Below are 24,134 nucleotides of genomic sequence, written 5' to 3'. Positions count from 1 at the left end.
GGTCAGCGCCTCCTCGAGCCGAACACGGAAGAAAAGCGTATCGCGCCGTGCGAGGGCTGCTGCGGCGCGGGCGCCGGCGCGACCGGGGCAGGCGGCGTCGGCTGCGGCGGCTGGGCGTGAGCGGCCGGCTGCGGCAGCCGGTCATAGGACGTGCGCTGCTGCGTGGCAGCGCGCGCGGGCGCCGCATCCTTCGTGGTCGCGGGAATCGCCGCGCGGGCGCCGCCGCCGTCCTTCCGCGAGGACATCCGCTTGAACTCCTCGCGCAGCGGCCATTTCGCCTTTTCGGCGGCGACCTGCACGCATTCGATCAGCGCGGTGTTCTTGGCCTCGCGCCGGTGCGCCTTCATGTCGCCGTCGCGATAGGCGTTGAGGAGACGGAATTCCATCGGGTCCATGCCGACGAGATGAGCGAGCTTGTCCATCTGGCATTCGATCGCGAAATCCATCGCAGTGACGCCGAAGCCACGCATCGCGGTTGCCGGCGTGCGGTTGGTGAAGACGCAATAGACGTCGCCGTAGACGTTCGGGATCGTATAGGGCCCGGGCAAATGCGCCACGCACTTCACGACGGCGTAGCTCGACAACCGCGTGTAGGCGCCGCTGTCGAAATAGGCGCGCACCTTGCGCGCAACGATGCGGCCGTCACGCATGACGCCGTCCTTCAGGTAGATGCGTTCCGCGCCGCGCGGCGGACCGTATTGCATCTCCTCCTCGCGGCCGAAAATGTAACGTACCGGACGCCCGGTCAGCATCGCGCCAAGGATCGCAAGCGGCTCGGTCAGGGTATCGACCTTGCCGCCGAAGCCGCCGCCCACGGTGCCCCCGATGAAATGAAAGGTGTTGGAGGGCACGTCGAGTATCTTGGCGCAGGTGTCGAGCGAGAAGAACAGCGCCTGCGTCGAGGTGTAGACGACGTAGCGTCCATTGGTGTCGGGTGCCGCGATCGAGCCGTTGGTCTCGGTCGGCGCGTGCTCGATCGGCGACATCTGATAGCGCTGCTCGATCACATGGTCGGCGCTGGCGAAGGCACGCTCGACATCGCCGAAGCGCAACTTCTGGTGATCATAGATGTCGTGATAGGTGAACGTGTTCTTCGGATAGGTTTCGTTGACGACCGGCGCGCCGGCTTTCAGCGCTTCTTCCACGTCGAAAACCGCGGGCAGCGGCTCGTAATCCACGTGGACCTTGGCGACGGCTTCGAACGCCTCACGGGGGCTGTCGGCGACGATGGCTAGCACCGGCTCGCCCTTGTAGCGCACCTTGTCGAACGCCAGCGTCGGCTCGTCGTCCTTGCCGAAATTGATCAGGCTGAGCAGCGTGTTGAGGTTACGCGGCACGTCGGCGCCGCGAATGATGCGGCGTACCCCGGGGGAGCGCTCGGCCTCGGCGGTATCGATGCGGCGGATGCGGGCGTGCGCGTGCGGGCTGCGCAGCACCTTCAGATGCAGCATGCCCTGCAATTGGTGGTCGTTGAAATAGGTGGATGTGCCGGTGACATGGCCGAGCATGTCCTGGCGCTGGGTGCCCTTGCCAATCTCCTTGAGATTGTCGTCGCGCTCGTCGGCGAAAATATCCTTGCGCAATTCCAGCATGGCGGTCCTCTAGGCGTGCGCGCGGCCGCCCGAGGCGGCGGCGAGCACGGCGTTGATGATGGGTTCATATCCGGTGCAGCGGCAGATATTGCCCGAGATCGCGTTGACGACCTCGTCGCGCGAAGGCTGCGGGTTGCGGTCGAGCAGGGCTTTTGCCGCCATCAGCATGCCCGGCGTGCAATAGCCGCACTGCGCCGCGAAATGCTCCATGAAGGCACGCTGCAGGGGGTGCAGGTTCGGCCCGTCCTTGAGGCCATCAAGCGTTTCCACCGAGCGGCCTTGCACGCTTTCGGCCAGCGTCAGGCATGAAAGGTGCGCATCGCCGTCGATCAGCACCGTGCAGGCTCCGCATCCTCCCTGGCCGCAGCCGAACTTCGGAGTCATGTCGCCGATCAGATCGCGCAAGGTGGTCAGCAGATTGACGCCGCCATCGACGAAGACGGCGACGTCGCGGCCGTTGTGACGAAATTGCAGGGCGGTCTTGGCCATGGTTATTCCGCTTTCCTTATGGCTGGCCGTTGAGCAGGCGGCGCAGATGGACGCCGACGACCTCGCGCCGGTACCAGGCACTGGCGAGCGAGTCGTCGCTCGGCGACGTTCCTTCCGTCACCGCGGCGACCGCGGCGTCGATGTTCGCCGCGTCGAGCGCGCGTCCTTCGAGAGCGCGTTCGGCGCCCTTGGCCCGAACGGCGGTCGCCGCCATGGCGCCGAGCGCAATGCGGACGCCGATGGCGCGGCCGCCGCTGGACGCCACATGTGCGGCGAGCGTCACCACGGAGCCGCCCTTCGGCTTGATGCGCGCGATCTTGCGATAGCGAAACGCCTCCGCGCTGGACGGGCGCTGGAAGGAGACCGACAGGACGAGGCCGGCCGGCATCCGACCGCGCCCGGCGAGGAACTCCTCGATCGGCGTGTCCCGCGCGCCATAGCCGCCCTGTAGCGCAACGGTGGCGTCGAGCGCGAGCAGGGCAACGGTGAAATCGCCGAACGGCGCTGGCGCGAACAGATTGCCGCCGACCGTGCCCATGTTGCGCACGGCGGGACCGCCGATCGAACCGGCGACAGGGTGCAGGAAGCCGAGTTCGCGCTCGCTGAGGATCCGCGCGAAGGTGACGCCGGCCCCGAGCGTGATGCGGGAGCCCGTGACGTCGAGATGCGTCAGCGCCCGGTCCGTCGCCCGTACCACCGTCGCAACCGAGACATCGCCCTCGTTGAGCGCGCGCATGACCAGCGTGCCGCCGCCGAGATAGCGCGCGTCGCGTTCCGACGACAGCGCGGCCGCCGCTTCGCCCCAGGTTGCGAAGGTCTTTACCGTGACGGGCATGATTTCGCCTCCGCTGTCATGCGGTCCCCCGCAGATGGCGCCGGATCGCATCAAACCCGGCCTGATAGATCTGTTCGCCGACCATTTCGGTGATTTGCGCCGCTTCAGCGGGCCGCGTGCTGAAGCGCGACTCCCAATGCCAGAAGGTCCGGTCGCCATCGGTAACCGGCAGCAAGCGAACATGCGCGACATAGTTGAACATCGGAATTGGCGTATCGAGCAGGCAATAGCTGAAACTCTGTTCGAGATCGGACAGCGCCAGCAATTGCTCGCGCAGCTCGGAGCCGTCCTGCAGTGTGAACCGCCGCACGCAGCCAATGCGGTCCGCGACCTGGGCGCGCTCGATCGCGCTGGTCGCGACCGCGGGATGCCAGCGGTCATGGCCATTGAAATCGCGCAGCACGTTCCAGACCGCGCCGGTCGGCGCATCGAGGATCGTGCTCTTGACAATGTGCGGCACGGCATCAGCCTCCGAACACCCGCTTGAGCGCATCGAAGCCGCCCTGGAACACGCCACCGCCGATCGAGCCGATCAGCTCGGTCTCGCGCTCCGGCGCACAGTCGAATTCCGCCGACCATTCCAGGAAGGTCTTGTCACCGTCGGTGACCGGCGTCAGGCGCAGCGTCGCGACGTAGTTCTCGACGCCCATCGGCGATTCCAGAATCGAATAGGTGCAGAACATGTCGAAATCGGAAAGCCCGAGCAGCTTTTCGCGAATACGGTCGCCATTGCGCAAGGTGAAATCGCGGACGCAGCCGATCTTGTCGGCGGGCTCGCCTCCCTCGATGCGGCTCTCGGCGATCGCCGGGTGCCAGTTGGGCAGGCCGTTGAAGTCGCGCACCCGGGCCCAGACCCGATCGTGGCGTACGTTGACGACGGTCGATACATAGACCCGGGCCATGGCGACCTCAGCTCTTCTTGCCCGGGCGCGCAGGCGGCCCTTCGCCCTGGGGTGGAGCAGCCGGCTTGGCCTCGGTCTCCTTCTTCGGAGCGGCCTCCTTGCGGATGCCCTGCATGTCGCGCGCTTCGCGAATGAGCCCCGGCATCTTGGAGAGACTGCCGCCTTCGACGCCGATGTCGGCGAGAATGGAATCGATCAGCGGCGCCTGGACGCGGTAGCGCAAGGCCGAGTCGATCACTTCGTCGGTCGCGCTGCGTCCGCTCCCGTTGCCGCCATTGCCGCCATTGCCGCCGGCCAGGCCGTCGACATGCAGAATGCGGATGCCCTCGATCTTCTCCATTGGCTTGACGCTCTCGCGCACGATGCCTTCGATCCGATCGAGCAGCTTGCGGCGGAACAGCGAGTAGCGGGCCTGGTCGGTGAGCACGTTCTCGGCCTCGTTGAGTAATTTCTGGCCCTCGGCCTCGACCGCCGCCCGTATCCGTTCGGCCTCGGCGCCGATGCGCTTCTCCTCGGCTTCCTTCTCGGCGATGAGCACTTCGATGGTCTTGCGCCGCTTGGCGATCTCGCTGTCGCGCACGGTGATGACGCGCTCGGCGGCTTCGGTCGCGCGCGCCTTGGCATTCTCGGCTTCCGCCTGCGCGGCGGAATGTTCGAGCGACTTCTGATAGAGGACGATCGCCTTCTCCATCAGCGCTGTCTCGACATCCTTCTCGCGGTTAACCTCCAGTTTGCGCAAATCGCGCTCGCGGCCGATGCGGGCCTCGTCGAGGCCGCGGTCCGAAGCGATGCGCGCGCGCTGGACTTCCTCGTTGGAGGCGATCTCGGCTTCCTGCAAGGCCTGGACACGCGCGATTTCGAGCTGTTCGATCACGCGCCGGCGCTCCAGCCGGGCTGCTTCCAGCGCCTGCTCCCGCGACACTTCGGTGGTTTCGACGTCGCGACGGGCGACGATCTCGGCCTGCCTGACCTGGCGATCGGCGTCGATGCGCTCGGAGCGTTTCGCCGACAGCGCGATGACCCGCTCCTCGTCGGCGAGTTCGACTGCCCGCTTCTGGTCGATATTGAGCACTTCGCGGGTCCTGGCGGAGGCAATGCGCTCGGCCTCGAGCGCAAGTTCGACGCCAATGCGCTGGCGCTCGATGGCGTCGCGCCGCTTCAGTTCGGCGGACTCGATCGATTCCGCGCGCTCGATATCCTTCTCCCTGGTTTCCTGCTCGCTCAGGATGCGCGCCAGGGCGATCTCCTTTTCCTGGGCGATTCGCGCCGCCTCGATGGCTTCACGGGAAGCGATGTCGGCCTCCTCGACCGCGCGGTTGCGCGCGATTTCGAGCGCCCGGATCCGTTCTTCCTGGGCGATGCGGGTGCTTTCGGTGGCTTCGCGCGCGGCGATGCCGGCGACCTCGAGCGTTTGATTGCGGTCGATCTCCAGCTTGCGGGTGCTCTGCTCGGCGGCGATGCGGCTGGAGGCGAGGGCGCGTTCGCGGGCGATACGCGCCGCCTCCACCGCCTGCTGGGCTGCGATCTCGGCTTCCTGGATCGCGCGGACCTGCTCGATCTCAAGGGAGCGGGTCTGCTCGTCCGAAGCGATCCGCTCGGCATTGACCACCCTGGTCTGGGCGATGCGCGCCTTTTCGGTCGCTTCCTTTGCGGAAATCTCGGCTTCGTCAACCGCCCGCGTTCGTTCAATCTCGCGCCGGCGGGTTTCCTCCTCGTTGGCGATGCGGGCATCGGTGATGACGCGGTCCTGCTGGATGCGGGCCTTCTCGATGAATTCGCGGGCCTGGATCTCGGCTTCCTCGACGGTGCGGGTGCGCTCGATTTCCTTCTGCCGCACCTCGCGTTCCGAGGCGATCCGGGCGGTATCGACCGAACGCTGGTTTGAAATGCGCGCCTTTTCGATCTCCTCGCGCGCCAGGATTTCCTTGGCTTCGACCGCCTGGGTTCGTTCGATTTCCTTCTGCCGGGTTTCGCGCTCGGAGGCGATGCGAGCCTCCGCGATGGCCTGCTCGTTGGCGATGCGGGCCTTTTCGATGGTCTGGCGCGCGGAAATCTGCGCCTGTTCGGATTCAGTCTCGCGCAACGCGCGTTCGCGCGCCACCTCGGTGCGCTGCAGGGCGCGCCGAACCTCGATGTCGCGCTCTTGATCCAGCCGTGCGGTCTCGCTCTCGCGCTCGATATCAAGCGCCTGCCGTTCGGCTTCGAGATTGCGAGTGCGGATCTTGATCATCGAATCCTGTTCGATGTCGTTGCGCAGTTTGCGCTTGGCCTCGATGTCTTCCATCAGCTGGGTCAGGCCTTCCGCGTCGAAGCGGTTCGACGGGTTGAAGAATTCGAGGTCGGTCTGGTCGAGGTCGGTGATCGCCACCGATTCCAGCTCGAGACCGTTTTGGGCCAACGCCTCAGCGGCCGCGGCCTTGACGCGCGCGACATAGTCGCCACGCTTTTCGTGCATCTGCTCCATGGTCATTTCCGAGGCCACCGAGCGCATCGCGGAAACGAACTTGCCGGCCAGCAGCGCATGCAGCTTCTCGGGCTCCAGCGTCCGCCGGCCAAGGGTCGCCGCGGCGATCGCGACTGCTTCGCGTGTCTGCTGTACGCGGACGTAAAAATCGGCCTCGATGTCGATGCGCATGCGATCGCGGGTGATGACGGCGTCCTGCTTCGACCGGATGATCGGCATCGGCAGCACGTTCATGTTGACGGGCGTGAACTCGTGAATGAAGGGCAGCACGAAGGCGCCGCCGTTGATCACCACCCGCTCGCCGAGGAAGCCGGTGCGCACGAACGACACTTCCTTTGAGGACCGGTGATAGAGCCAGTTTACGACGTAGACCGCCACGACGATCACGATCAACGCGACGATCAACCACAGGATCAATGCGCCAATAAGAATCCCCGACATGGTGTCAACCTCCCGTAACCGGCGCTCAACGTCCGTCGATCGCCTTGAATTTTCGAACCTGTTCCGTCAACGCCCGCTCCACCGGAAGCCGCTCCATCGAGGAAGCTCCGTAGAAGCCGTGGCATTTGCGGGCGTGTTTCATGATGAAGGCGGCGTCCGCCGGCTCGGCCACCGGCCCGCCATGCGCCAGCACCAGAATATCGGGATTGACCGCCAGCGCCGCCGATGCCCAGTCGTCGACGCGGGCCGGACAATCCTCCAGCTTCAGCGCGGTCTGCGCGCCGATCGAGCCGCCGGTGGTGAGGCCGAGATGGCAGACCACGATGTCCGCACCAGCTGCCGCCATCGCCTTGGCGTCGGCGGCATTGAACACATAGGGCGTGGTCAGCAAATCCTTGGCGCGCGCCTTGGCGATCATCTCGACCTCCAGGGCGTAGGACATGCCGGTCTCTTCGAGATTGGCGCGGAAGACGCCGTCGATCAGGCCGACGGTCGGAAAATTCTGCACGCCCGCGAAACCGAGGGCCTTCAACTGGTCGAGGAAGACATCCATGTCGCGGAACGGATCGGTGCCGTTTACGCCGGCAAGCACCGGCGTCTTGCTGACCACGGGCAGGACTTCGCCGGCCATGTCGACAACGATCGCGTTGGCGTCGCCGTACGGCATCAGCCCTGCCAGCGAGCCGCGCCCGGCCATTCGGTAACGGCCCGAATTATAGATGACGATCAGGTCGACGCCGCCGGCCTCCTCGCATTTGGCGGAGAGCCCGGTGCCGGCGCCGGCCCCGACGATCGGCTCGCCGCGCGCGACCATGGCGCGGAATTTCTTCAGGAGCTCGGTGCGTTCAAATCGGGCCATCTTTCACCTCGCTACCCGCCGGCGCGTGCCCGGACGTCCGACCAGCGAACGGAACGCGGCAACGACCGCCGCTGCGAATTCGGGTTCGTTGATGTTGCGCTTCAACCGGATGAGCTGGCGGTTGCCGGTTTGGCGCACGGTCTGATCGAGGGCGCGGAACAGTGCAGCGTCGGCTTCGGGATCCCAGAACGGTTGCCCTGGTGCGTCGAGCGCAGAGACGCCGCCTTCAGGCAGAAAGAATCGCACCGGTCCGTCCATCGCATTGAGGCGCCCGCCGATCCAGCGTGCCATGCGGTCGTTCTCTTCCGCGGTGGTGCGCATCAGCGTGACCTGCGGATTGTGCACGTGCAGCTTGCGGCCCCGGTAGCGCTCGGGGATGGTGTCAGGCGCTCCGAAATTGACCATGTCGAGCGCGCCGACCGAGCCGATATAGGGGAGGTGGGTGCGAATCACCGCGCCAAAGCGGTCGTCGGTCGCCGGAAAGACGCCGCCCATCAGGAGATCGCAGATCTCCGTGGTCGTGAGGTCGATCACCCCGGCCAGCAGGCCGGACTCCACCAGCTTCTCCATCGATTGGCCGCCGGCGCCGGTGGCATGGAAAACCAGGCACTCGTAATCCCCGCGCAAGGCTGCGGTGATCTGCTGCACGGCCGGGGTCGTGACGCCGAACATCGTCAGGCCGACCGACGGCAGGCTGGTGTTCGCCTCGCGGGCGCTTTCCGCTCGCGCGTCGAGCCGCGCCTTCACCATGCCGACCAGCGCGTTGGCGCCATTGGCCAGCACCTGGCGCGAGATCGAGTTCAGCCCCTGCACGTCGGTAACCGAGTACATCATGGTGATGTCGGCGTGTCCGACATAGCGGGCAATATCGCCCGAGGCGACCGAGGAGATGATGAGCTTCGGTACACCAATCGGGAGCGCGCGCATGCCCGGCGATACCAGCGATGCGCCGCCCGACCCGCCCGCCGAGATCACGCCGACGATGTCGGCCTGACGTCGCAGCCAGTTGGTGAAGGCTTCGGCCATCGCTGTCACCGAGGCGCCGCGATCTGGACCGAACACGGCGGCGCCGCCGCGCGGATGGTTGAGGGCAATTTCCTGGGCGGAGACATCGCAGGTCGAGAGCTTCCCGCTGGTCGAGACATCGACGAGCCGCGCGCGCAAGCCGCTGCCGCCGACGATGTCGCGGATGAACCGGAGTTCCTCGCCCTTGGTATCCAGCGTGCCCACGACGAGCACGGTCGGCGGCCCGGAGCTTCGGCCGGCCGTTGCGCGGCGCGGCCGCACGGTCTCCGGAAGCTTCAACACGCCGCTGGAAAGTGTCCGTGCGCCCGCCTCGATGCGCGCGATCGGCACGGGCTGCGACCATCGGGTCGGCGGCGACGGATTCGAAATGTAAACCCTGGTCGGCGCCAGCATCGACGGCCGCGGCGCAGCCGGACCCGCCGCTGTGTTCTCGTTCGTCTCGGCATCGATCTCCGGCCCGGCCTCGGCATGGCGTCCAACGCCGAGCAGGCGCTGTTGCAGGTCGCGGTCGGAGGCAAGACGCGAGGATTCGATCAGGCGATTGACGCGGCCGTTGACCATGATGGCGACGTTTCCGGAGACCGCCGTCGCCACCCCGATGTTCTGCTCGATGACGAGCACGGCAATGTCACCTTCCTCACCGAGGCGCACCAGCATCTCTTCGACCTGCGTGACGATGACAGGGGCCAGTCCTTCGGTGGGCTCGTCCATGATCAGGAGACGCGGATTGGTCACGAGCGCGCGCGCGATGGCCAGCATCTGTTGCTCGCCGCCCGAGAGCTGGGCGCCGCCGTTGTTCTTGCGTTCGGCCAACCGCGGAAACGTGTCGTAGATGCGCTCGACGTTCCACGCGCCGCGCCGCATGCCCGCGATCATGCGCAAGTGTTCGTCGACGGTAAGCGAGCGCCACAGCCGCCGTCCTTGCGGCACGTAGCCGACACCGAGCCGGGCGATCTGCGCGGGTTGCAGCGCCAGCAGATCCTCGCCGCCCATGCGCACCGAGCCGCCGGTCGCGCGCACCAGCCCCATGATGGTCTTGCAGAGCGTTGTCTTGCCCATGCCGTTGCGGCCGACGACGGACAGCACGCCGGAGTCGAGCGTCAGATCGACGCCCTGCAGCGCATGCGAACTGCCGTAATAGACGTCGAGGCCCCTGACTTCGAGGATCGGCGCGGCGCGGCGTGCATCAACCATATCTTCCTCCAAGATCATGGCCGCCTCCCAGATAGAGCTCCTGAACCTCGGGGTCGGATTCGATTTCCTGCGGCGGCCCTTCCTTGAAGATGCGGCCGTTGTGCATCATCGTCACGCTTTCGACGACGCGAAGCGCGACGTCCATGTCGTGCTCGATGATGATGTAGCCGATATGGGCGGGCAGCGCGGTCAGGATATCCACCAGTTCGGCACGCTCGGTCGGCGACAGGCCCGCGGCCGGTTCGTCGAACAGGATGAAGCGCGGCGCTCCTGCGAGCGCGAGCGCGATTTCGAGCTGGCGCTGCTGACCGTGGGCGAGTTCGGCGACGCGCCGGTCTTTTACTGCCGCGAGGTGCACCGCCTGGACCAGATCGTCGGCCGACTGCTTCAGAACATCGTCGGCGCGTGGCCGGAACGGCGAAAAGCGTCCCCGCGAAACGCCGCAGCAGGCAAGGTAGACGTTGTCGTGAACGGTTAGCCCCGGAAACAGCGCGGAAATCTGGTAGGTGCGCCGAAGCCCGCGGCGGATGCGCTCGAAGGGCGGAAAGTGGGTGACGTCCTCGCCGAAGAAACGGATGGTGCCGGAGGTCGGCGGAAAATCGCCGGTGATGCAGTTGAACAGCGTGGTTTTTCCGGCGCCGTTGGAGCCGAGTACGGCGCGCCGCTCGCCGGGGCGCACCGTCAGCGTGACGTCGGTGAGCGCGGCAAGCGCGCCGAACAGCCGCGTCACGCCGCGCAATTCCAGCGCGGCGCCTGCGCCGACGGTTGAAAGACGCTGCGCGACGCTATCCATGGCGGTCTCCGCCCGGTAGTTGCCGTCCCGATTGGCCGCGGTCGCGCCACCGCTCCCAGAGACCGACGACGCCGTCCGGGGAGAACAGCACGATGACCAGGAAGCCCAGGCCGATCAGCAGGCGGAAGCGATTGCCGTCGAGCCCGATCGCCACCAGGAAATCCAGCGTGAAGGTGCGCAGCAGGACAAAGATAAGGGCGCCGATGAATGGGCCGACCGGACGCGTGATGCCGCCAACGACGGCAATGATGAGAATGTCGATGGCCCGCTCGACGCCGACCGAGCCAGGCGAGATCTGCCGGTAGTTCCAGACCTGCAGGACGCCGCCGAGCGCGGCCAGAAAGGAGGCGAATGCATAGGCGGCGACGCGGTGCGCATTGACGTTGAACCCGAGCGCGGCCATGCGGCGCGGGTTGTCGCGCACACCTTGCAGGGCCAGACCGAACGGTGCGCGCGAGAGATAGCTGACCGCGCCGAAGCAGAGGGCCGCGACCGCAAGTATCACGTAGTAGAAGGGGATATCCGCGCGCCAGTCGACGCCCCAGAAATGCGGCGTGACGACGCTGTTGATTCCAGTATGGCCGTTGAAGATGACCCAGTTCTGGTTGGTGAAGTAGTAGAACGCCGATGCGATCGCCAGCGTGATCATGATGGTATAGATGCCCTCGGTGCGCACCGCCAGCGCCCCGCCGATGGTGCCGAAGAGCGTCGCCAGAGCGAGCGCCATCGGCGTCGCGAGCCACCAGGGCCATCCGAGGCTGATATTGGCATTGCCGCTGGCGCCGAGCACCGCGGCCATGTAGCCGGCAACGCCCGCGATGGTCAGCTGCATCAGGCTGACCATGCCGCCATAGCCGGCCAGGAACATCAGGCTCAATGCCACGATGCCGAGAATGAGCGTCGTGCCGAAAATCTCGATGAGGAAGAAGCCGTTGGCGATCAGCGGCATGATCAACAGGAGGAAGGCCACGACCCAGGCGGCCGGATGACCTAATTCCGATCGGACGAAGCCGTTCAAGGGCGCAGCGGCAGTGGCCGGTTTGGGCTGAAGTCGCGCGTCCTGCGTGATCGACATGGCTAGCGGCCCGCCAGCAGGCCCTGCGGCCGAACGGCCAGCACGAGCACCATGATCAGAAATGTCACCACGATCGCATAGGTCGGAATGTAAACCGAGCCGAGCTGCTCGGCGAGGCCGACGATCAGCGCGCCGAGTGCCGCGCCGGGGATCGATCCCATGCCGCCGATGATGACGACCACGAGGGAAGCGAGCAGGAAGCGGATGTCTTCGCCGGGCGAGATCGACTGAAACGTGCCTCCGACGACGCCGGCTATGCCGGCAAGACCGGCACCGAGCGCGAACACCAGGACGAACACCAGCTGAATGCGCACGCCCATTGCCGCCAGAATGTCGCGATCGTCGACGCCGGCGCGCACGATCATGCCGATGCGGGTGCGGTTGAGCGCAAGCCACATGGCGACACCGATGACGACGGACGCCAGGAAGATAACCAGGCGCACCATCGGATATTGCAGATAGACCGCCTCGCCCGAAGACTTGACGGCAGTGACGAACGGCAATTCGATCGGGCCAACCAGCGTCTGCGGCGTCTGAATCTGGTAGAAGTCGCCACCGAAGGCCCACAGCATCAGGTCGGCAAACACGATCGACAGCCCGATCGTCACCATGGTCTGGCGCAGGTCCTGTCCCTCGATGCGACGAAAGACGAGGATCTGCATGGCGACGCCGACCAGCGCGACGACGATGAAGGCGGCGATGAAGCTCAATAACCAGGATCCGGTCGCGACGCTCACCGCGTAGCCGATATAGCCGCCGAACAGATAGAGCGAGCCGTGGGCCAGGTTGACGTTGCGCATCAGCCCGAAGATCAGGGTGAATCCGCTCGCCACCAGGAAATACAGGCCGCCGAGCGTGAAGCCGTTGAAAACGGCGCTGAGGAACACCTTCTTCCTGCCGAACGCTTCCTCCAATCCCGGCGGCCAGGTTGCGAAGAACAACCACAGCACCGCCGCCACGGCAATCAGAATGGCGAGTGACCACAACGGATGGCGTTCGACGAATTTGTTCATGAACAGCACCTGCGTTCCATCGGAGGTTCGGGGCGTGCAGGCGCCCGCCCTGCGCCAGCTGCCGCGTGTCCATAGGCTGGGACTGCAACATTCAACGCCATCTCGCCTTTGTCCTCCCTTGGCGCGACGATTCCTGGCGCGATGATTTTCGGCGCGACGATGGTTCGACGCCCGCTACGGCGGCTATCCTATCGGTCTGTGCGGCCCGGACTTGATCGCCAGTATCCTTTCGCGCGCCGGCTTGCCCGCTCAGGCCCTCAGGACCTTGGCGGCGCGCCGGTAGTCCGTGGGCGCCATGCCGACATTGCCGGCGAAGAAGTGCGTGAACGAGCTCTGTGACGAGAAGCCGAGGTCGAAGCCGATATCGGCGATCGACGTTTCGGTGCTCACCAGCGAATCCAGCGCTTTCTCCATCAACAGCGTGTTGACGTAGATATGAGGGGTAATGCCGGTTTGGCTGCGGAAAAGCTTGTAGAAATGCGGTCGCGACAGGCCCGACTCGCGCGCGATCGCATCGAGTTCGATCTCGGCGCCAACACCTTCCGCCAGCAGCCTGATGGACTTGCGCACGCGAAAATCCGTGACCGCGCCACCGGCGTGATCCTCCGGCGAGGCCTCCGCCTGGCGCCAGCTCTCTTCGTGGCAGGCGTCGATCAGGCTGCGAAGTTCCCCGTCGAGGCCGTTGAGCGAGGGCGCACCGCAAACCATGGCAGCCGCCGCCCTGATATTTCCATCGAGCGTCGCCGTGCGCTTGAATTTCGTGCACCCGAAGCGCAGGCCGCGGACGCCTGCGAACCACTCGGCATTGACGTAAAGGACGAGGAAGAGCGCACCATGCGCCAAATCTTTCGGAAGGAAATTGTGCGGTTCCCAGGGATTGACCGCGACCACGGTTTCTTCGCAGAGCAAATGCGGTTGCTCGAACACCTCGATGCGGCCTGGCGTGCCGCCGATGTGGAAGATCAAATGCCCTTCGCGATGTGCGTGAACGTTGAAGGGACGATTGAGCTGATAGACCGTCGCCCGGCCAAAATGGCCGTGAAAGACGGCAAGAGCCCGGCTCATGCATTCCTCCCGCGGATTGTGTCTTATTGTTTTTTATAAGTTTGATCATTCGCGGAGGAGAATGCAAGAGAGCGTTCGAGGGCTGCTCGAATGCCGGATTTGGAGAGTGGGCGGCCGGCACCGATGGCGCCGGCCGCCCGGTTCGTTTCAGTACTTTTTGCACTCGGGAACCGTGCGGCTCGGCAGGCCGATCTTGGCGAATACCGCCGGGTCGTAGCCGAGCGTCTGGTTCACGTTCGGTATGACTTTCACGACCTTGCTGAACAGCGCGCCCTTGCCGTCGTCGACGACTTCGGTGACGAAGTTGGTGCCGATCGCCTGACGATTGGAATCGAGCTTGATTTTCCCGTTGGGTGCATCGATCTCGATGGACGCCAGTGCGGCCTTCAGCTTGGACTGATTGTCGCTGAGGTCGCCGTTGACTTTCCTGAGCGAGAGTATCAACGCCATCGTCGAGCCATAGTAATTGGTCGCGAGCAAAGACGGGCTCGGGAAGCGTTTCTCCGGCGGGAAGGCGGCCTGATAGTCCTTCACGAAGGCCTGCCAGCCCGGATCCTCCCAGGTGTCGGCCTGGCCGCTGGCGGCGATGGTGCCGATCAGCGCGTTCTTGGCGTTGCCCTTGGCGGAAAGGATGGTCTGGTCGACCATGATCGAGCCGCCGAGCAGATGCGCCTTGCCGCCCGCCTGCTGGTACTGGTTGAGGAAGTTGACGGCGTCTGCTCCGCCAAGCCCGAGATAGACCGCGTCGACGTCGTCTGGCAGCGCGGCGATGACCGAGGCAAAATCCTTGGTTCCGAGCGGTACCCATTGCCGGTTGGTGATCTGACCGCCGGCGCCACAGAAATCGAGCACGAGCCCGAACACCTGGGTATAGATGAACGAGTAGTCCTCGCCCACCGTGGCGATCTTGCGATAACCCTTGGTTTCATAGGCGTATTTGCCCAGGCCGACCTGCCACTGGGCGCCGTCCATGTTGTAGCGGAAGAAGTTTGGCGCCGGGTCGACATAGGTTGTTTCCTGCGCGCCGGAAGCGGCGTTCACGAACGTCAGTTCCGGGTGCGTCTTGGCGAAATTCTTGACCGCAATACCTTCGTCGCCTGATAGCGGTGAAAGCAGGATCTGCACTTTGTCCTGCTCGATCAGCTTGCGAACAGCGCGCACCGCGGAATCCGGCGTGGCGTCGGTGGAGGCAATGACGAATTCGAGTTCCTTGTCGCCGACTTTCTTGCCGAATTTGTTCAACGCGGTCTGAAAACCGCGAATGCCATCTTCGCCGAGCACGGTGTAGGTGCCCTCCAGGGTCGCCGTAACGCCGACCTTGATTTTTTCCTGCGCAAAAGCGGCGCCCGACATAAACAGGCTCGCCAGCGCAGCAAGACACAAACTGCCCTTCAACATAGAACTCCTCCCATTGGTCCCATTCGTGTTTTTGTTGACGTTCGCTGCGCGAAGACTTGCACCGGATTGACGCGCTCTTTACGCCCCGCGTTTCCGCGGAAGTGGAATAGTGCGCATAGGGCGGCTATTAAGCTGCCGGGTTGCTTGAACGTCAGTCTCATTTTCCGTGTTGCGGCGCAGCGAGACGTGCACAAGCGTCGCTCGAACTTTCGGTATCAGCTGGTAGAACAACTTTGTCCGGACGCTGCGTGCTGTCATGATCACGCCGATTTGGGGCGATGTTCGGGCGGTGCACCTCTGACGCGACCCGCATAGGCCAGCGGGACTTACCCAATTCAGGCCAATATCCAAACCGTCGGCCAAGCCTGAGAGACCCCGCGGCGGCGAGCATGATGATGCGTCGTCGGCACAAGAGGTCGTTCACGGTTTGAGAAATGAACAGGCAATCGCGAACTCCACGCGCCCGCGATACTCTTTAACTCGTCGAGCAATACGCGACACGCCGCCGCGTCGGCCACTGGCCGATTTCTTCCATGACCACGATGGTCTTGGCTTGCCTACAATTGGCCGATGTCCTGGGCGGCCTCACGGGAAGCAAACTGCAAGTTCGACGTTACGCCGATCAGGTACTCAGCGCGTTCCAAAAAGAACCGCATGTGGATGAAGCCAGACGCGTGCATCCCGATAGCGTCGTCTTCGGCCAGCTTGTCGGCGACCAGGCTCTCGGGCTCGATGAACCCCCATCTTACGGCAGTGCGATTGCCTTGGACGCGTCTTCCTCATCGCAACCAAGCTGACTCATCTTCTTTAAGACAGTGTCCGATCGTCGCGTAACTTCACTGCCAAAGTTGATGTTTGACATCAGCGTCCGGTCTGCGTGGAATAAAGCCAACCAATCAGCCTGTCGGCTGACGGTGGAAACCATTTTGCGTAAAGATCACATCGGCGCGAATTATCGAAGATACAATTTGTAATTGTTGCACGCTATGATAGAAATGCTCTTGATAGAAAAGGAACGACGGGCTAGATTTTATCCAGAGGTCGTTTCTACGAACGGGCGCCTTGGATCGTGCGGGTAGCGTGAATGGCGCGGCCCTTTGTCACCAGCAGATTTGAATAAATGCTTTTTGGAAGTTGCCCTGCTTCACACGCACCAGCGAATTCGCGCGTTATGAACCGTGCAATGCGAGTGCCGTGAAGTCAGGGCGTCAGATTTTTTGAATCAGCCGACTCATATCGCCGGGGAAGTTAGATATGACGCAGGTTATGGACGGGGCGTTTTTACACGAAGACAACGCCGCGCTTATTTTTTCGCCGCTGAAATTTCGACGTCTTGAAATCAAAAACCGCCTGTTCCGGTCAAATCTGTCCGGAATGTTTGACGAGTATAACGGCTATGGCGGACATACGCGCATAAACTGGGAGGAGAAGTTCGCCAAAGGCGGTGTCGGCTGCATCATTTCGTCCTACACTCCCGTCGCGGTGCGCGGGCGAATTTTGATCCGATACGCGATGATAGATCACGACGACAAGATCCCGTTCTGGCGCGAGGTCGGCAAGCGGGTGCATGAGTATGATTGCCGCTTTCTCATGCAGCTCAGCCATTCCGGGCGACAGCAGGACATGGGCGGTGTCGAGAACCTGTTCAAGAAAGCCCAGAGTTCGACGAGCCAGAAGGATTTCTTTCACGGCATATTGGCGCAGGCCATGACCGTTCCAGAGATCCATGAGATCGTCGAGCAGTTTGCCCAGGCTGCACGACGTGCCAAGGAAGCGGGACTCGACGGCGTCGAGCTGCATGGCGCAAACGGGTATCTCATTACTCAGTTTTTGAGCTCGGGGATCAACGATCGAACCGACGACTATGGCGGCCCCGTGGAAAACAGGGCGCGGTTCGTTCTGGAGATCGTGCGGGCCATCCGCCGTGAAGTCGGGCCGGATTTTCATCTCCAGATGAAGATCAACGGCGTCGACCATAATGATTGGCTCTATCCCTGGAAGAAAAAGGGCAACACGCTCGAAGATACACTGACGATCTGCAAGATGCTGCTCGACGACGGCAAAGGCGTGGATGCCTTTCACATCTCCAGCGGATCGACGTTTCCCCATCCGCGCAATCCGCCGGGCGACATCTCGATTCAGAACCTGGTGCGCTGGTACGGCGGCATGCTGCCCTCAGGTATCCGCACCCGATTAAATTATGCGATCTTCAACAATCCAGTTGGCGGGCCGCTGTTTCAGTGGCTGTGGCGCTTGCGGCGCGGCAAGGTCATCGAAGGCATCAATGCCGGCTACAGCAAATTTCTACGCGACAAAATCTCGGAAATCGACCCGAGCATCAAATTTATCTGTACCGGCGGCTTCCAGCACGCCGCCAACATCGCCGGGGTGATAAGGGACGGCTCGTGTGACGGCGTCAGCATGGCGCGGCCGCTTATTGCCAACAACGACCTGCCGCAAATCCTGCGCAACGCCAACGGGCCGATCAAGCAGAAGGAATGCACATACTGCAACAAGTGTCTGCTCAATGACCTTGCCAATCCGCTCGGATGCTACGAGGTGTCCCGCTACGACGGCGACACATTCGACGAGAAATGGGAGGACATGATCAAGTCCGTCATGTCGGTTTTTCAGCCGCCGCTCTTCCGCTGACGTGAACGGACACGCAGAAAAGGGGGTGTTTTCATGAACTATGATCCGCCTACCCCGGTCGAACGCGTTCTGGCCCGCTATCGGTGGATTCGCTTCCTGGTCGTTCTGCTGTTGCTGTTACTCGCAGTCTATTACCTGGCTTTCGTGAACCAGTACGTCGTCGCCTACAAGAGCCCCGAGGACCATTTCAAGTACGGGTCGATCGGCAGCGAACCGAACAACGGGCTTCCCATCCTGGTATTCAAGGCGCTCGGGGTCATGTACCGCGACGAACTTGGGCCGACAGGCTACCGTCGGTTCGGATTGCTCTACGAAACGGAGCAGTCGGAGCTACCTATCGGCATGTCCCGGCGGATCGTCGCCGGCGTCGAGCGGGTCTGGCTCAATTGCGCCGTTTGCCATGTCGGCACCTACAGGATCCACCCGACCGACAAGCCTACGCTCGTCTACGGCGCGCCTTCCAACAATTTGCGTCTTTATGACCTGCTGAAATTCTTTCTCAAGGTCGGCGCCGACCCTAAATTTAATGCCGATAACCTGATCGAGGCTATCAACAGTCCCGAGGTTGGCGGGCACCTCAATTTTATTGATCGCTTGATTTACCGGTACATCGTGTTTCCACGCGTACAGGCCGGACTGATGCATCTTTCCCGGCAGTTTGCGTTCCTTGGCAGGCAAGGGGACGGCGCGGGCAACGAACGCCCCAAATACCATCCCTATTACGATTGGGGCCCGGGCCGGGTTGATACCTTCAATCCTTACAAGGCGATCCAATTCAATTTCCCGATGGATGCCGCGCACATCACGGTTACCGAACTGAACGGTGCTTCCGACTTCCCTTCGATCTGGGGACAGCATCCGCGCGACGGCATGCATCTTCATTGGGACGGCAACAACACGTCGGTCGATGAGCGCAATCTGAGTGCCGCTCTCGGCGCGGGCGTAACTCCCGTCACCGTCGATATCGCGGCGATCAAGCGGGTACGCGACTGGATTTGGGACCTGAAGCCGAAGTCATTCCCGGGTCCGTCGATCGATCCATTGAAAGCTCATGGCGGCCGCGAGCTCTTCGCGGAATATTGCGCCGGCTGCCACGGCATGACGGATCAGGCGGGAGACTACAGCTACGACACCAACCGCTTCCCCCGTCTCGGCCAGATCGAGGATCTGAAACAGATCGGCACGGATCCCGACCGCTGGCAATCCTACACGCAGGACTTCGCCGCCGCGCAGAACACGCTCTACGTCGGCTACCCCTGGCGTTTCAGCCATTTCAGCAAGACGGCCGGCTACGCCAATCAGCCACTCGACGGCATCTGGGCGCGTTCGCCCTATCTCCACAACGGCTCGGTGCCGACACTGCGGGACTTGCTGGAGCCGGTCCACGACCGCCCGGCGAAATGGTACCGGGGAAGCGACATCCTTGACACCGGCAAGGTCGGCTACCGCTACGACGGATATGGGGCGCCGGCGGACGATCTCTTTCTCTACGACACCTCCGTCCCGGGCAATTCAAACAGCGGACACGAGGGCAAGGACTATGGCACCGAACTGTCCCCGGCCGACAAGGATGCTTTGGTGGAGTATATGAAAACGCTATGAGAACCTCGGTCGAAAGTACGGCGAGCGCGTGGATCCTGCGTCACACGATTCTGGTGTGGTTCGGCATTTTCCTGAACGCGTTGTTCGTCATCCCGATGTTGTTTTTTCCACGATGGTTCCTCAATCTGTTCAACATTCCGCTCGAGGAGCTGATCTGGGCACGCGCGTCGGCGGGATTGCTGATGATCATCTCGGTCTTTTACATTCCGGCCGCCGTCGATTTCGTGCGCTATCGCGCCAATGCCTGCATTGCAGTCTTTCCTTCGCGCACGTTCGGCGCCACGTTTTTCTTCCTCGCCGTGGTGCTGTTCGGGCAGCCTCCCGGTTTCCTGGCGATCTCGTTTGTCGATGCGCTGATCGGCTCGACCACGCTGTATTGCCTGATCCGCATCAGGAAGCTTGAGAAACAGGGCCGCGAGTCGGGCATGATCCAATGACCAGGATCGTCTCCATATCCCTGGCGGTTCTGCTCGCGTTGATCGCGATCGCGATCCCGCTCGCGTGGTTCGTCCTGCTGCGTCCGGTCGCGCAGCCCGCCACCAACGATCCGCTGCAGGTCTTCGACCACGGCTCGATCGGCAATGAAAGCACGCAAGGGATTCCCTATTGGATCTGGCGGGTGTTGCCGACGCTGTTTCCCGAATATCTGCCGGGCAACCAGGACGGCTACGGCTCGATCGGCGTCTATTGGATTGCCGGAGAAGAACTGCCCGTCGGTTTCTCCAGGAAGACACTCGGCGTCATCCCGCGGGTCGCGCCGAACTGCGCGTTCTGTCACCAGGGCAGCTATCGCCTGCATGCCGATGATCCCGCAACCTTTGTCCCGGCCGGCGCCGGCACGCGGGTCAATATCCAGGGCTTCATACGCTTCCTGTCCGCGATCGGCCGCAACAAGGATCGCTTCACCGCCGACAGGGTCATGGCTGCGATCACGGCCATCTACGACATGCCGTTCTACGAGCGCTTGCTGTATCGCTATTTGCTGATTCCAGCGGTCCGCAAGGGCTTCGAGGAGCAGGCTACTCGCTTTGCCTGGATGGACCCGCGACCCGGATGTCCGCGGCCGGATTGGGGGCCGGGGCGGATCGACCCGTTCAATCCCGTCAAGTTTTCCAATCTCAAGCTGCCCGACGATTGCACGATCGGGAATTCCGACATCATGCCGCTCTGGCATCTCGACGGCTTGACCGACCCGAGCCGCGAATATTCGCTGCACTGGGATGGGCTCAGCACCAGCCTGCGGGAAACCGCAATCGCGGGCGCGATCGGCGACGGCATGAATTATCAGGGTTATGCCGGTGCCACGGCGGCCCTGGACACCATCATCGATTTCGTCCGGCTGCAGAAGCCGCCGACGTCGCCATTCTCCGCCAGGCTCAATGCTGACGATCCCTATCACGTCGATGGGGAGCAGGTGGAGAAAGGCAAGGCTGTCTACCAGGATCGCTGCGCTGTCTGTCACGAGCCCGGCGGATCTCGCTTCCGCACCGTCATTTCGGCAACGGAGCTGGACACCGATCGTCATCGCATCGACATGTGGACCGAAGCTGCGAAGGATCGCTACAGCAACTATCGGGAGGGCGGCTACGATTGGGGCTTCCACGCATTCCATAAGACCAACGGTTACCTGGCCAATGAACTGAGCGGATTGTGGCTGCGCGGCCCCTATCTGCACAATGGCTCGGTGCCGACGCTGCGCGATCTCCTGGCGCCCCAGTCCGAGCGAGCACCAAAATTCTACCGCGGTTATGACTTGGTCGATCCGATCAATGGCGGATTTGTCAGTCAGGCGGGGACGCCGGCCGAGCGCTTTGGCACGCTCTACGACACGTCCATTCCCGGCAACGCGAACGACGGACATCCCTACGGTACCGATCTGCCTGCCGGCGACAAGGATGCGCTGGTGGCTTTCCTGAAGACCTTGTGACTTTGCCAATCGACGGGACCCAGCCATGAGACGCACCGCGATACGGATATTCAAATGGACGGTCATCTCGCTGGCGGTGCTGTCGGTACTGCTTGCTGTTGGCGGGGTCCTCCTGCTGAGGGCGATCGTCGAACCGGAGACCGCGAAATTCGGCACCATTCCGGACGAAGCGAAGGCAGCCAATTGGACCCGGCAGTCGCTGCCGGCTGTGGCGAAGCCGTGCAGCGAGGAGCCGGCCGATTGCAGCTATTTCAGCCATATGGACAAGGGGCTTCTGGTCAAGCCCGCCGATGGGGCGTCCTATCCGAAGGAGGTGATGGAAGTCGCCGAGTTGGCAAAGCTGCCTCCGGAAAAAGTGCGCGAGAGCGCGAGCCTCGGTCAGAACGCCTGGCTCATCTGGACCGGCGGCAACGATCGGTTCTGGGACTACGCCGCGGGTCATACTGCCGGTGCGTTTGATCTGCTGAAAACGGTCTCGTCCTACAAGGGCATGGCCTACGGGCGCCATAATCGCTGGTCCTGGCTTGGGCTTGTCAATGAGCCATGTTTCACCGAAGCCAAGGAGGCCGATGCAATGCGGTTCGGGTTGTGGTTGGACCAACGCGATCCGAATTGCGCTGCTGAGCCGTTTGCCGACCCCGTCAAATATCCGGGCGTCAGCATCGGCGCCCGCGGCAAGACCGTACCTGTCGGCTCCTATTACGGCGAGCCGACCGGTGTACTCGGTTTGCGGCTCTTTCCAAATCCGGATTTCGACGAAAAGGCGCGCGCGGATTGGGACCCGGAGCGCTACTACAACGACGCGTCATACTACAACAATACCAAGCTGATCCGTCCCTATCGGGTCGGCATGTCCTGTGCGTTTTGCCACGTAGGGCCCAGCGCGATCAATCCGCCGGCAAATCCGGAAAAACCTGAATGGGAAAACCTCGCCTCAAACCCCGGCGCTCAATATTACTGGGTCAATCGAATTTTCTTCTGGAACACCAAACCGCGCGATAAGGACAATGCGCCCGCGCCTAATGAGGGCAACTTCCTCTACCAGCTGTTCCACACCAACCCGCCCGGAAGCCTGGACACTTCGCTGGTCTCTACAGACTATCTGAACAATCCGCGGACCATGAACGCGGTCTACAGTGTCATCCCTCGTCTGAAATTAAGCCTGGAGCACGGTGCGGAGCAGCTGAAGGGAGGCGAGTTGGATAACAAGCAGCTGCAGGACTATCCGCAGACAGCAGCGCTCGCTCAGTTCTGGGATCCCGCGCGGGGAACGTCGCACACCATGCGGGTGCTGAAGGATGGTTCTGATGCCGTGGGCACCCTGGGTGCGCTCAACCGTGTCTATTTGAACATCGGTCTGTTCAGCGAGGAATGGCTGCTGCATTTCCGTCCCTTCATCGGCGGCCTCAAGATCACGCCGATCAAGATCAGCGATGCGGAGAAGCAGTCGGTTTACTGGCAGGCGACGGAAGACCGGACGGCGGATATGGCGATCTTCTTCCTCGTCACGGCCCGTCCCGACCATCTGAAGGACGCGCCCGGCGGCAAGGCGTTCCTCGATCCCTTCGATTCCGACAAGGTCAAACGCGGCCAGGTCGTATTCGGCGAAAATTGCGCCGCGTGCCACTCGAGCAGGATTCCGCAAATCCCTGCCAATTCCGGGATTGACGATGGCATCTGCGCAGGGGGCGGGAACGGGCCCAATTATCGCGTGTGCTGGGATCGCTATTGGGAATGGACGCAGTCCAAAGCGTTCAAGGAGGAGATGGTCAAGCTGGTCACGGCGCGCGACGAGTCCGGCCATGACGTCTTTCTGGACGGCAATTATCTGTCGTCCGAGCGCCGTGTTCCTGTCGACCTGTTACAGACCAACGCCTGCACGCCACTCGCTACCAATGGTCTGGCCGGTGACATCTGGGATAATTTCACGTCGTCATCATACAAGAGCCTGCCGCCGGTCAAGGAGCTCACCGTCCAGCACCCGGTCTCGGGCGCGTCGATGCCGCTGCGGCCGCTCGGCAAGGGACGCGGCTATCTTCGCCCGCCCTCGCTGATCAGCCTCTGGTCGACGGCCCCGTTCCTGTCGAACAACTCGGTCGGGCACGAAGATGACGCAAGTTACTATTCCAACTATCGCGCCCCTGCATCTCAAGACACCGGCAATGATGACTACTCGAGTGCGGAACGATGCCCGGCCGCCAGCGATGACGATCCATACCTGCCATGTGTCGCCAACAGGATGAAGGTGTTCGATCGGTCGATCCGGCAGATGCTGAACCCGTCGGAGAGACGCGTAGACAAGCACACGCAGATCCCCGTGCCCGGCTATGTCTATCGCACGACCGCGCCAGCCTGCCTGATGGTCCCAGGGGGTTACATGCCGTCATGGGAGCAGCGTGTGTCCGGCTCCCTGCACTGGCTCGCGCCCTGGGCAATTGACGAGAGGGGCGGAATTGCGCTCGGGCCACTGCCGAAGAACTTTCCGATCAATGCGCTGACAAATACCAAGTTGCTGCCCGATCACGACGAGCCCGGACAGGTCGGCCATTATTGGCGCCTCGCGAAGGCGCTGCCGACGTTGGCCAGCGCCTTCAAGAAGATGGGCGGCAAATGCTCGCCCGTCGAACTCGCCGATCCGCAAACCCAGGCCAACTCCGAGGCTGCCGTGCGCGATACCGGATTGGTCGACGCGCTGGTCGGACTGAGCAAGTGTCCGGACTATGTCGTCAATCGCGGCCATTACTTCGGAACCGATCTGCCCGCCGACGATAAGGAAGCACTTGTGGCCTATCTCAAGCATTTCTGAG

General features: G+C 62.9%; 19 protein-coding genes. 6 read left to right on the top strand and 13 right to left on the bottom strand.

Features of this window, described 5'->3' with window-relative positions; genetic code table 11:
* Positions 1-2: 2 nt before the first annotated feature.
* The 13 genes from B5525_RS43380 to B5525_RS43320 all read right to left on the bottom strand — a co-directional run bounded on the left by B5525_RS43380 (position 3) and on the right by B5525_RS43320 (position 15,146).
* Entirely contained in the window at positions 3-1,592 is a 1,590-nt protein-coding gene (locus tag B5525_RS43380) for a xanthine dehydrogenase family protein molybdopterin-binding subunit (RefSeq protein ID WP_079572693.1), read from the bottom strand.
* A 9-nt stretch (positions 1,593-1,601) separates the two neighbouring features.
* Positions 1,602-2,081: a (2Fe-2S)-binding protein gene (locus tag B5525_RS43375; protein ID WP_079572691.1), complete on the bottom strand. Its 480-nt coding sequence runs from the start codon at positions 2,079-2,081 to the stop codon at positions 1,602-1,604.
* 16 nt (positions 2,082-2,097) lie between these two features.
* Entirely contained in the window at positions 2,098-2,916 is an 819-nt protein-coding gene (locus tag B5525_RS43370) for an FAD binding domain-containing protein (RefSeq protein WP_079574552.1), read from the bottom strand.
* A gap of 16 nt (positions 2,917-2,932) precedes the next feature.
* Complete coding sequence (locus B5525_RS43365) at positions 2,933-3,376, bottom strand: SRPBCC family protein (protein WP_079572689.1); 444 nt, start codon at positions 3,374-3,376, stop codon at positions 2,933-2,935.
* Positions 3,377-3,380: 4 nt separating this feature from the next.
* A complete protein-coding gene (locus B5525_RS43360) occupies positions 3,381-3,818 on the bottom strand; it encodes an SRPBCC family protein (RefSeq protein ID WP_079572687.1) in 438 nt (145 codons plus the stop codon).
* Positions 3,819-3,825: 7 nt separating this feature from the next.
* Positions 3,826-6,723 carry a flotillin family protein gene (locus tag B5525_RS43355; RefSeq protein ID WP_079572685.1) on the bottom strand — a complete coding sequence of 966 codons (2,898 nt, stop codon included), beginning with the start codon at positions 6,721-6,723 and terminating at the stop codon, positions 3,826-3,828.
* 25 nt (positions 6,724-6,748) lie between these two features.
* Positions 6,749-7,582 (bottom strand): phosphoenolpyruvate hydrolase family protein, encoded by an 834-nt coding sequence (locus tag B5525_RS43350; protein ID WP_079572683.1) that lies wholly within the window; start codon positions 7,580-7,582, stop codon positions 6,749-6,751.
* 3 nt (positions 7,583-7,585) lie between these two features.
* The gene (locus B5525_RS43345) at positions 7,586-9,802 is read right to left on the bottom strand and encodes an ABC transporter permease (protein WP_079572680.1); all 2,217 of its coding nucleotides are present in this window, start codon (positions 9,800-9,802) and stop codon (positions 7,586-7,588) included.
* Positions 9,795-10,595, bottom strand: a complete 801-nt coding sequence (locus tag B5525_RS43340; RefSeq protein ID WP_079572678.1) for an ABC transporter ATP-binding protein — start codon at positions 10,593-10,595, stop codon at positions 9,795-9,797. The genes B5525_RS43345 and B5525_RS43340 overlap by 8 nt, the downstream gene beginning before the upstream one ends.
* Complete coding sequence (locus B5525_RS43335; protein WP_079572676.1) at positions 10,588-11,670, bottom strand: branched-chain amino acid ABC transporter permease; 1,083 nt, start codon at positions 11,668-11,670, stop codon at positions 10,588-10,590. Before B5525_RS43335 ends, B5525_RS43340 begins: the two co-directional genes overlap by 8 nt.
* Before the next feature lie 2 nt (positions 11,671-11,672).
* Entirely contained in the window at positions 11,673-12,683 is a 1,011-nt protein-coding gene (locus tag B5525_RS43330) for a branched-chain amino acid ABC transporter permease (protein WP_079574550.1), read from the bottom strand.
* Positions 12,684-12,932: 249 nt separating this feature from the next.
* Positions 12,933-13,748 (bottom strand): helix-turn-helix transcriptional regulator, encoded by an 816-nt coding sequence (locus B5525_RS43325; RefSeq protein WP_079572674.1) that lies wholly within the window; start codon positions 13,746-13,748, stop codon positions 12,933-12,935.
* A 147-nt stretch (positions 13,749-13,895) separates the two neighbouring features.
* The gene (locus B5525_RS43320) at positions 13,896-15,146 is read right to left on the bottom strand and encodes an ABC transporter substrate-binding protein (RefSeq protein ID WP_079572672.1); all 1,251 of its coding nucleotides are present in this window, start codon (positions 15,144-15,146) and stop codon (positions 13,896-13,898) included.
* Between the two features lie 533 nt (positions 15,147-15,679).
* Here B5525_RS43320 and B5525_RS45220 point away from each other — a divergent pair.
* The 6 genes from B5525_RS45220 (at position 15,680) to B5525_RS43290 (ending at position 24,133) form a co-directional block, all read left to right on the top strand.
* Complete coding sequence (locus tag B5525_RS45220) at positions 15,680-15,943, top strand: hypothetical protein (protein ID WP_154073771.1); 264 nt, start codon at positions 15,680-15,682, stop codon at positions 15,941-15,943.
* Positions 15,944-16,400: 457 nt separating this feature from the next.
* On the top strand, positions 16,401-17,798 hold the full coding sequence (locus B5525_RS43310) for an NADH:flavin oxidoreductase (protein WP_338075255.1): 1,398 nt from the start codon (positions 16,401-16,403) through the stop codon (positions 17,796-17,798).
* A gap of 33 nt (positions 17,799-17,831) precedes the next feature.
* Positions 17,832-19,400, top strand: coding sequence for a c-type cytochrome (locus B5525_RS43305; protein ID WP_079572668.1), 1,569 nt, complete (start codon positions 17,832-17,834; stop codon positions 19,398-19,400).
* A complete protein-coding gene (locus tag B5525_RS43300) occupies positions 19,397-19,837 on the top strand; it encodes a hypothetical protein (protein WP_079572666.1) in 441 nt (146 codons plus the stop codon). Before B5525_RS43305 ends, B5525_RS43300 begins: the two co-directional genes overlap by 4 nt.
* On the top strand, positions 19,834-21,327 hold the full coding sequence (locus B5525_RS43295) for a cytochrome c (RefSeq protein WP_079572664.1): 1,494 nt from the start codon (positions 19,834-19,836) through the stop codon (positions 21,325-21,327). The genes B5525_RS43300 and B5525_RS43295 overlap by 4 nt, the downstream gene beginning before the upstream one ends.
* A 25-nt stretch (positions 21,328-21,352) precedes the next feature.
* Positions 21,353-24,133: a hypothetical protein gene (locus B5525_RS43290; protein ID WP_079572662.1), complete on the top strand. Its 2,781-nt coding sequence runs from the start codon at positions 21,353-21,355 to the stop codon at positions 24,131-24,133.
* Position 24,134 lies beyond the last annotated feature (1 nt).

Source organism: Bradyrhizobium erythrophlei, assembly GCF_900129505.1.
GTDB lineage: Bacteria > Pseudomonadota > Alphaproteobacteria > Rhizobiales > Xanthobacteraceae > Bradyrhizobium > Bradyrhizobium erythrophlei_D.
Note: the sequence above shows the minus strand (reverse complement) of the source record. Positions and strands in the feature narration are given on the sequence as shown.

What these genes read in the sequence shown, in the direction of transcription:
- B5525_RS43380 (WP_079572693.1), bottom strand. Translation starts at nt 1,592, where the DNA reads ATGCTGGAATTGCGCAAGGATATTTTCGCCGACGAGCGCGACGACAAT.
- B5525_RS43375 (WP_079572691.1), bottom strand. Translation starts at nt 2,081, where the DNA reads ATGGCCAAGACCGCCCTGCAATTTCGTCACAACGGCCGCGACGTCGCC.
- B5525_RS43370 (WP_079574552.1), bottom strand. Translation starts at nt 2,916, where the DNA reads ATGCCCGTCACGGTAAAGACCTTCGCAACCTGGGGCGAAGCGGCGGCC.
- B5525_RS43360 (WP_079572687.1), bottom strand. Translation starts at nt 3,818, where the DNA reads ATGGCCCGGGTCTATGTATCGACCGTCGTCAACGTACGCCACGATCGG.
- B5525_RS43355 (WP_079572685.1), bottom strand. Translation starts at nt 6,723, where the DNA reads ATGTCGGGGATTCTTATTGGCGCATTGATCCTGTGGTTGATCGTCGCG.
- B5525_RS43350 (WP_079572683.1), bottom strand. Translation starts at nt 7,582, where the DNA reads ATGGCCCGATTTGAACGCACCGAGCTCCTGAAGAAATTCCGCGCCATG.
- B5525_RS43345 (WP_079572680.1), bottom strand. Translation starts at nt 9,802, where the DNA reads ATGGTTGATGCACGCCGCGCCGCGCCGATCCTCGAAGTCAGGGGCCTC.
- B5525_RS43340 (WP_079572678.1), bottom strand. Translation starts at nt 10,595, where the DNA reads ATGGATAGCGTCGCGCAGCGTCTTTCAACCGTCGGCGCAGGCGCCGCG.
- B5525_RS43335 (WP_079572676.1), bottom strand. Translation starts at nt 11,670, where the DNA reads ATGTCGATCACGCAGGACGCGCGACTTCAGCCCAAACCGGCCACTGCC.
- B5525_RS43330 (WP_079574550.1), bottom strand. Translation starts at nt 12,683, where the DNA reads ATGAACAAATTCGTCGAACGCCATCCGTTGTGGTCACTCGCCATTCTG.
- B5525_RS43325 (WP_079572674.1), bottom strand. Translation starts at nt 13,748, where the DNA reads ATGAGCCGGGCTCTTGCCGTCTTTCACGGCCATTTTGGCCGGGCGACG.
- B5525_RS43320 (WP_079572672.1), bottom strand. Translation starts at nt 15,146, where the DNA reads ATGTTGAAGGGCAGTTTGTGTCTTGCTGCGCTGGCGAGCCTGTTTATG.
- B5525_RS45220 (WP_154073771.1), top strand. Translation starts at nt 15,680, where the DNA reads ATGACCACGATGGTCTTGGCTTGCCTACAATTGGCCGATGTCCTGGGC.
- B5525_RS43310 (WP_338075255.1), top strand. Translation starts at nt 16,401, where the DNA reads ATGACGCAGGTTATGGACGGGGCGTTTTTACACGAAGACAACGCCGCG.
- B5525_RS43305 (WP_079572668.1), top strand. Translation starts at nt 17,832, where the DNA reads ATGAACTATGATCCGCCTACCCCGGTCGAACGCGTTCTGGCCCGCTAT.
- B5525_RS43300 (WP_079572666.1), top strand. Translation starts at nt 19,397, where the DNA reads ATGAGAACCTCGGTCGAAAGTACGGCGAGCGCGTGGATCCTGCGTCAC.
- B5525_RS43295 (WP_079572664.1), top strand. Translation starts at nt 19,834, where the DNA reads ATGACCAGGATCGTCTCCATATCCCTGGCGGTTCTGCTCGCGTTGATC.
- B5525_RS43290 (WP_079572662.1), top strand. Translation starts at nt 21,353, where the DNA reads ATGAGACGCACCGCGATACGGATATTCAAATGGACGGTCATCTCGCTG.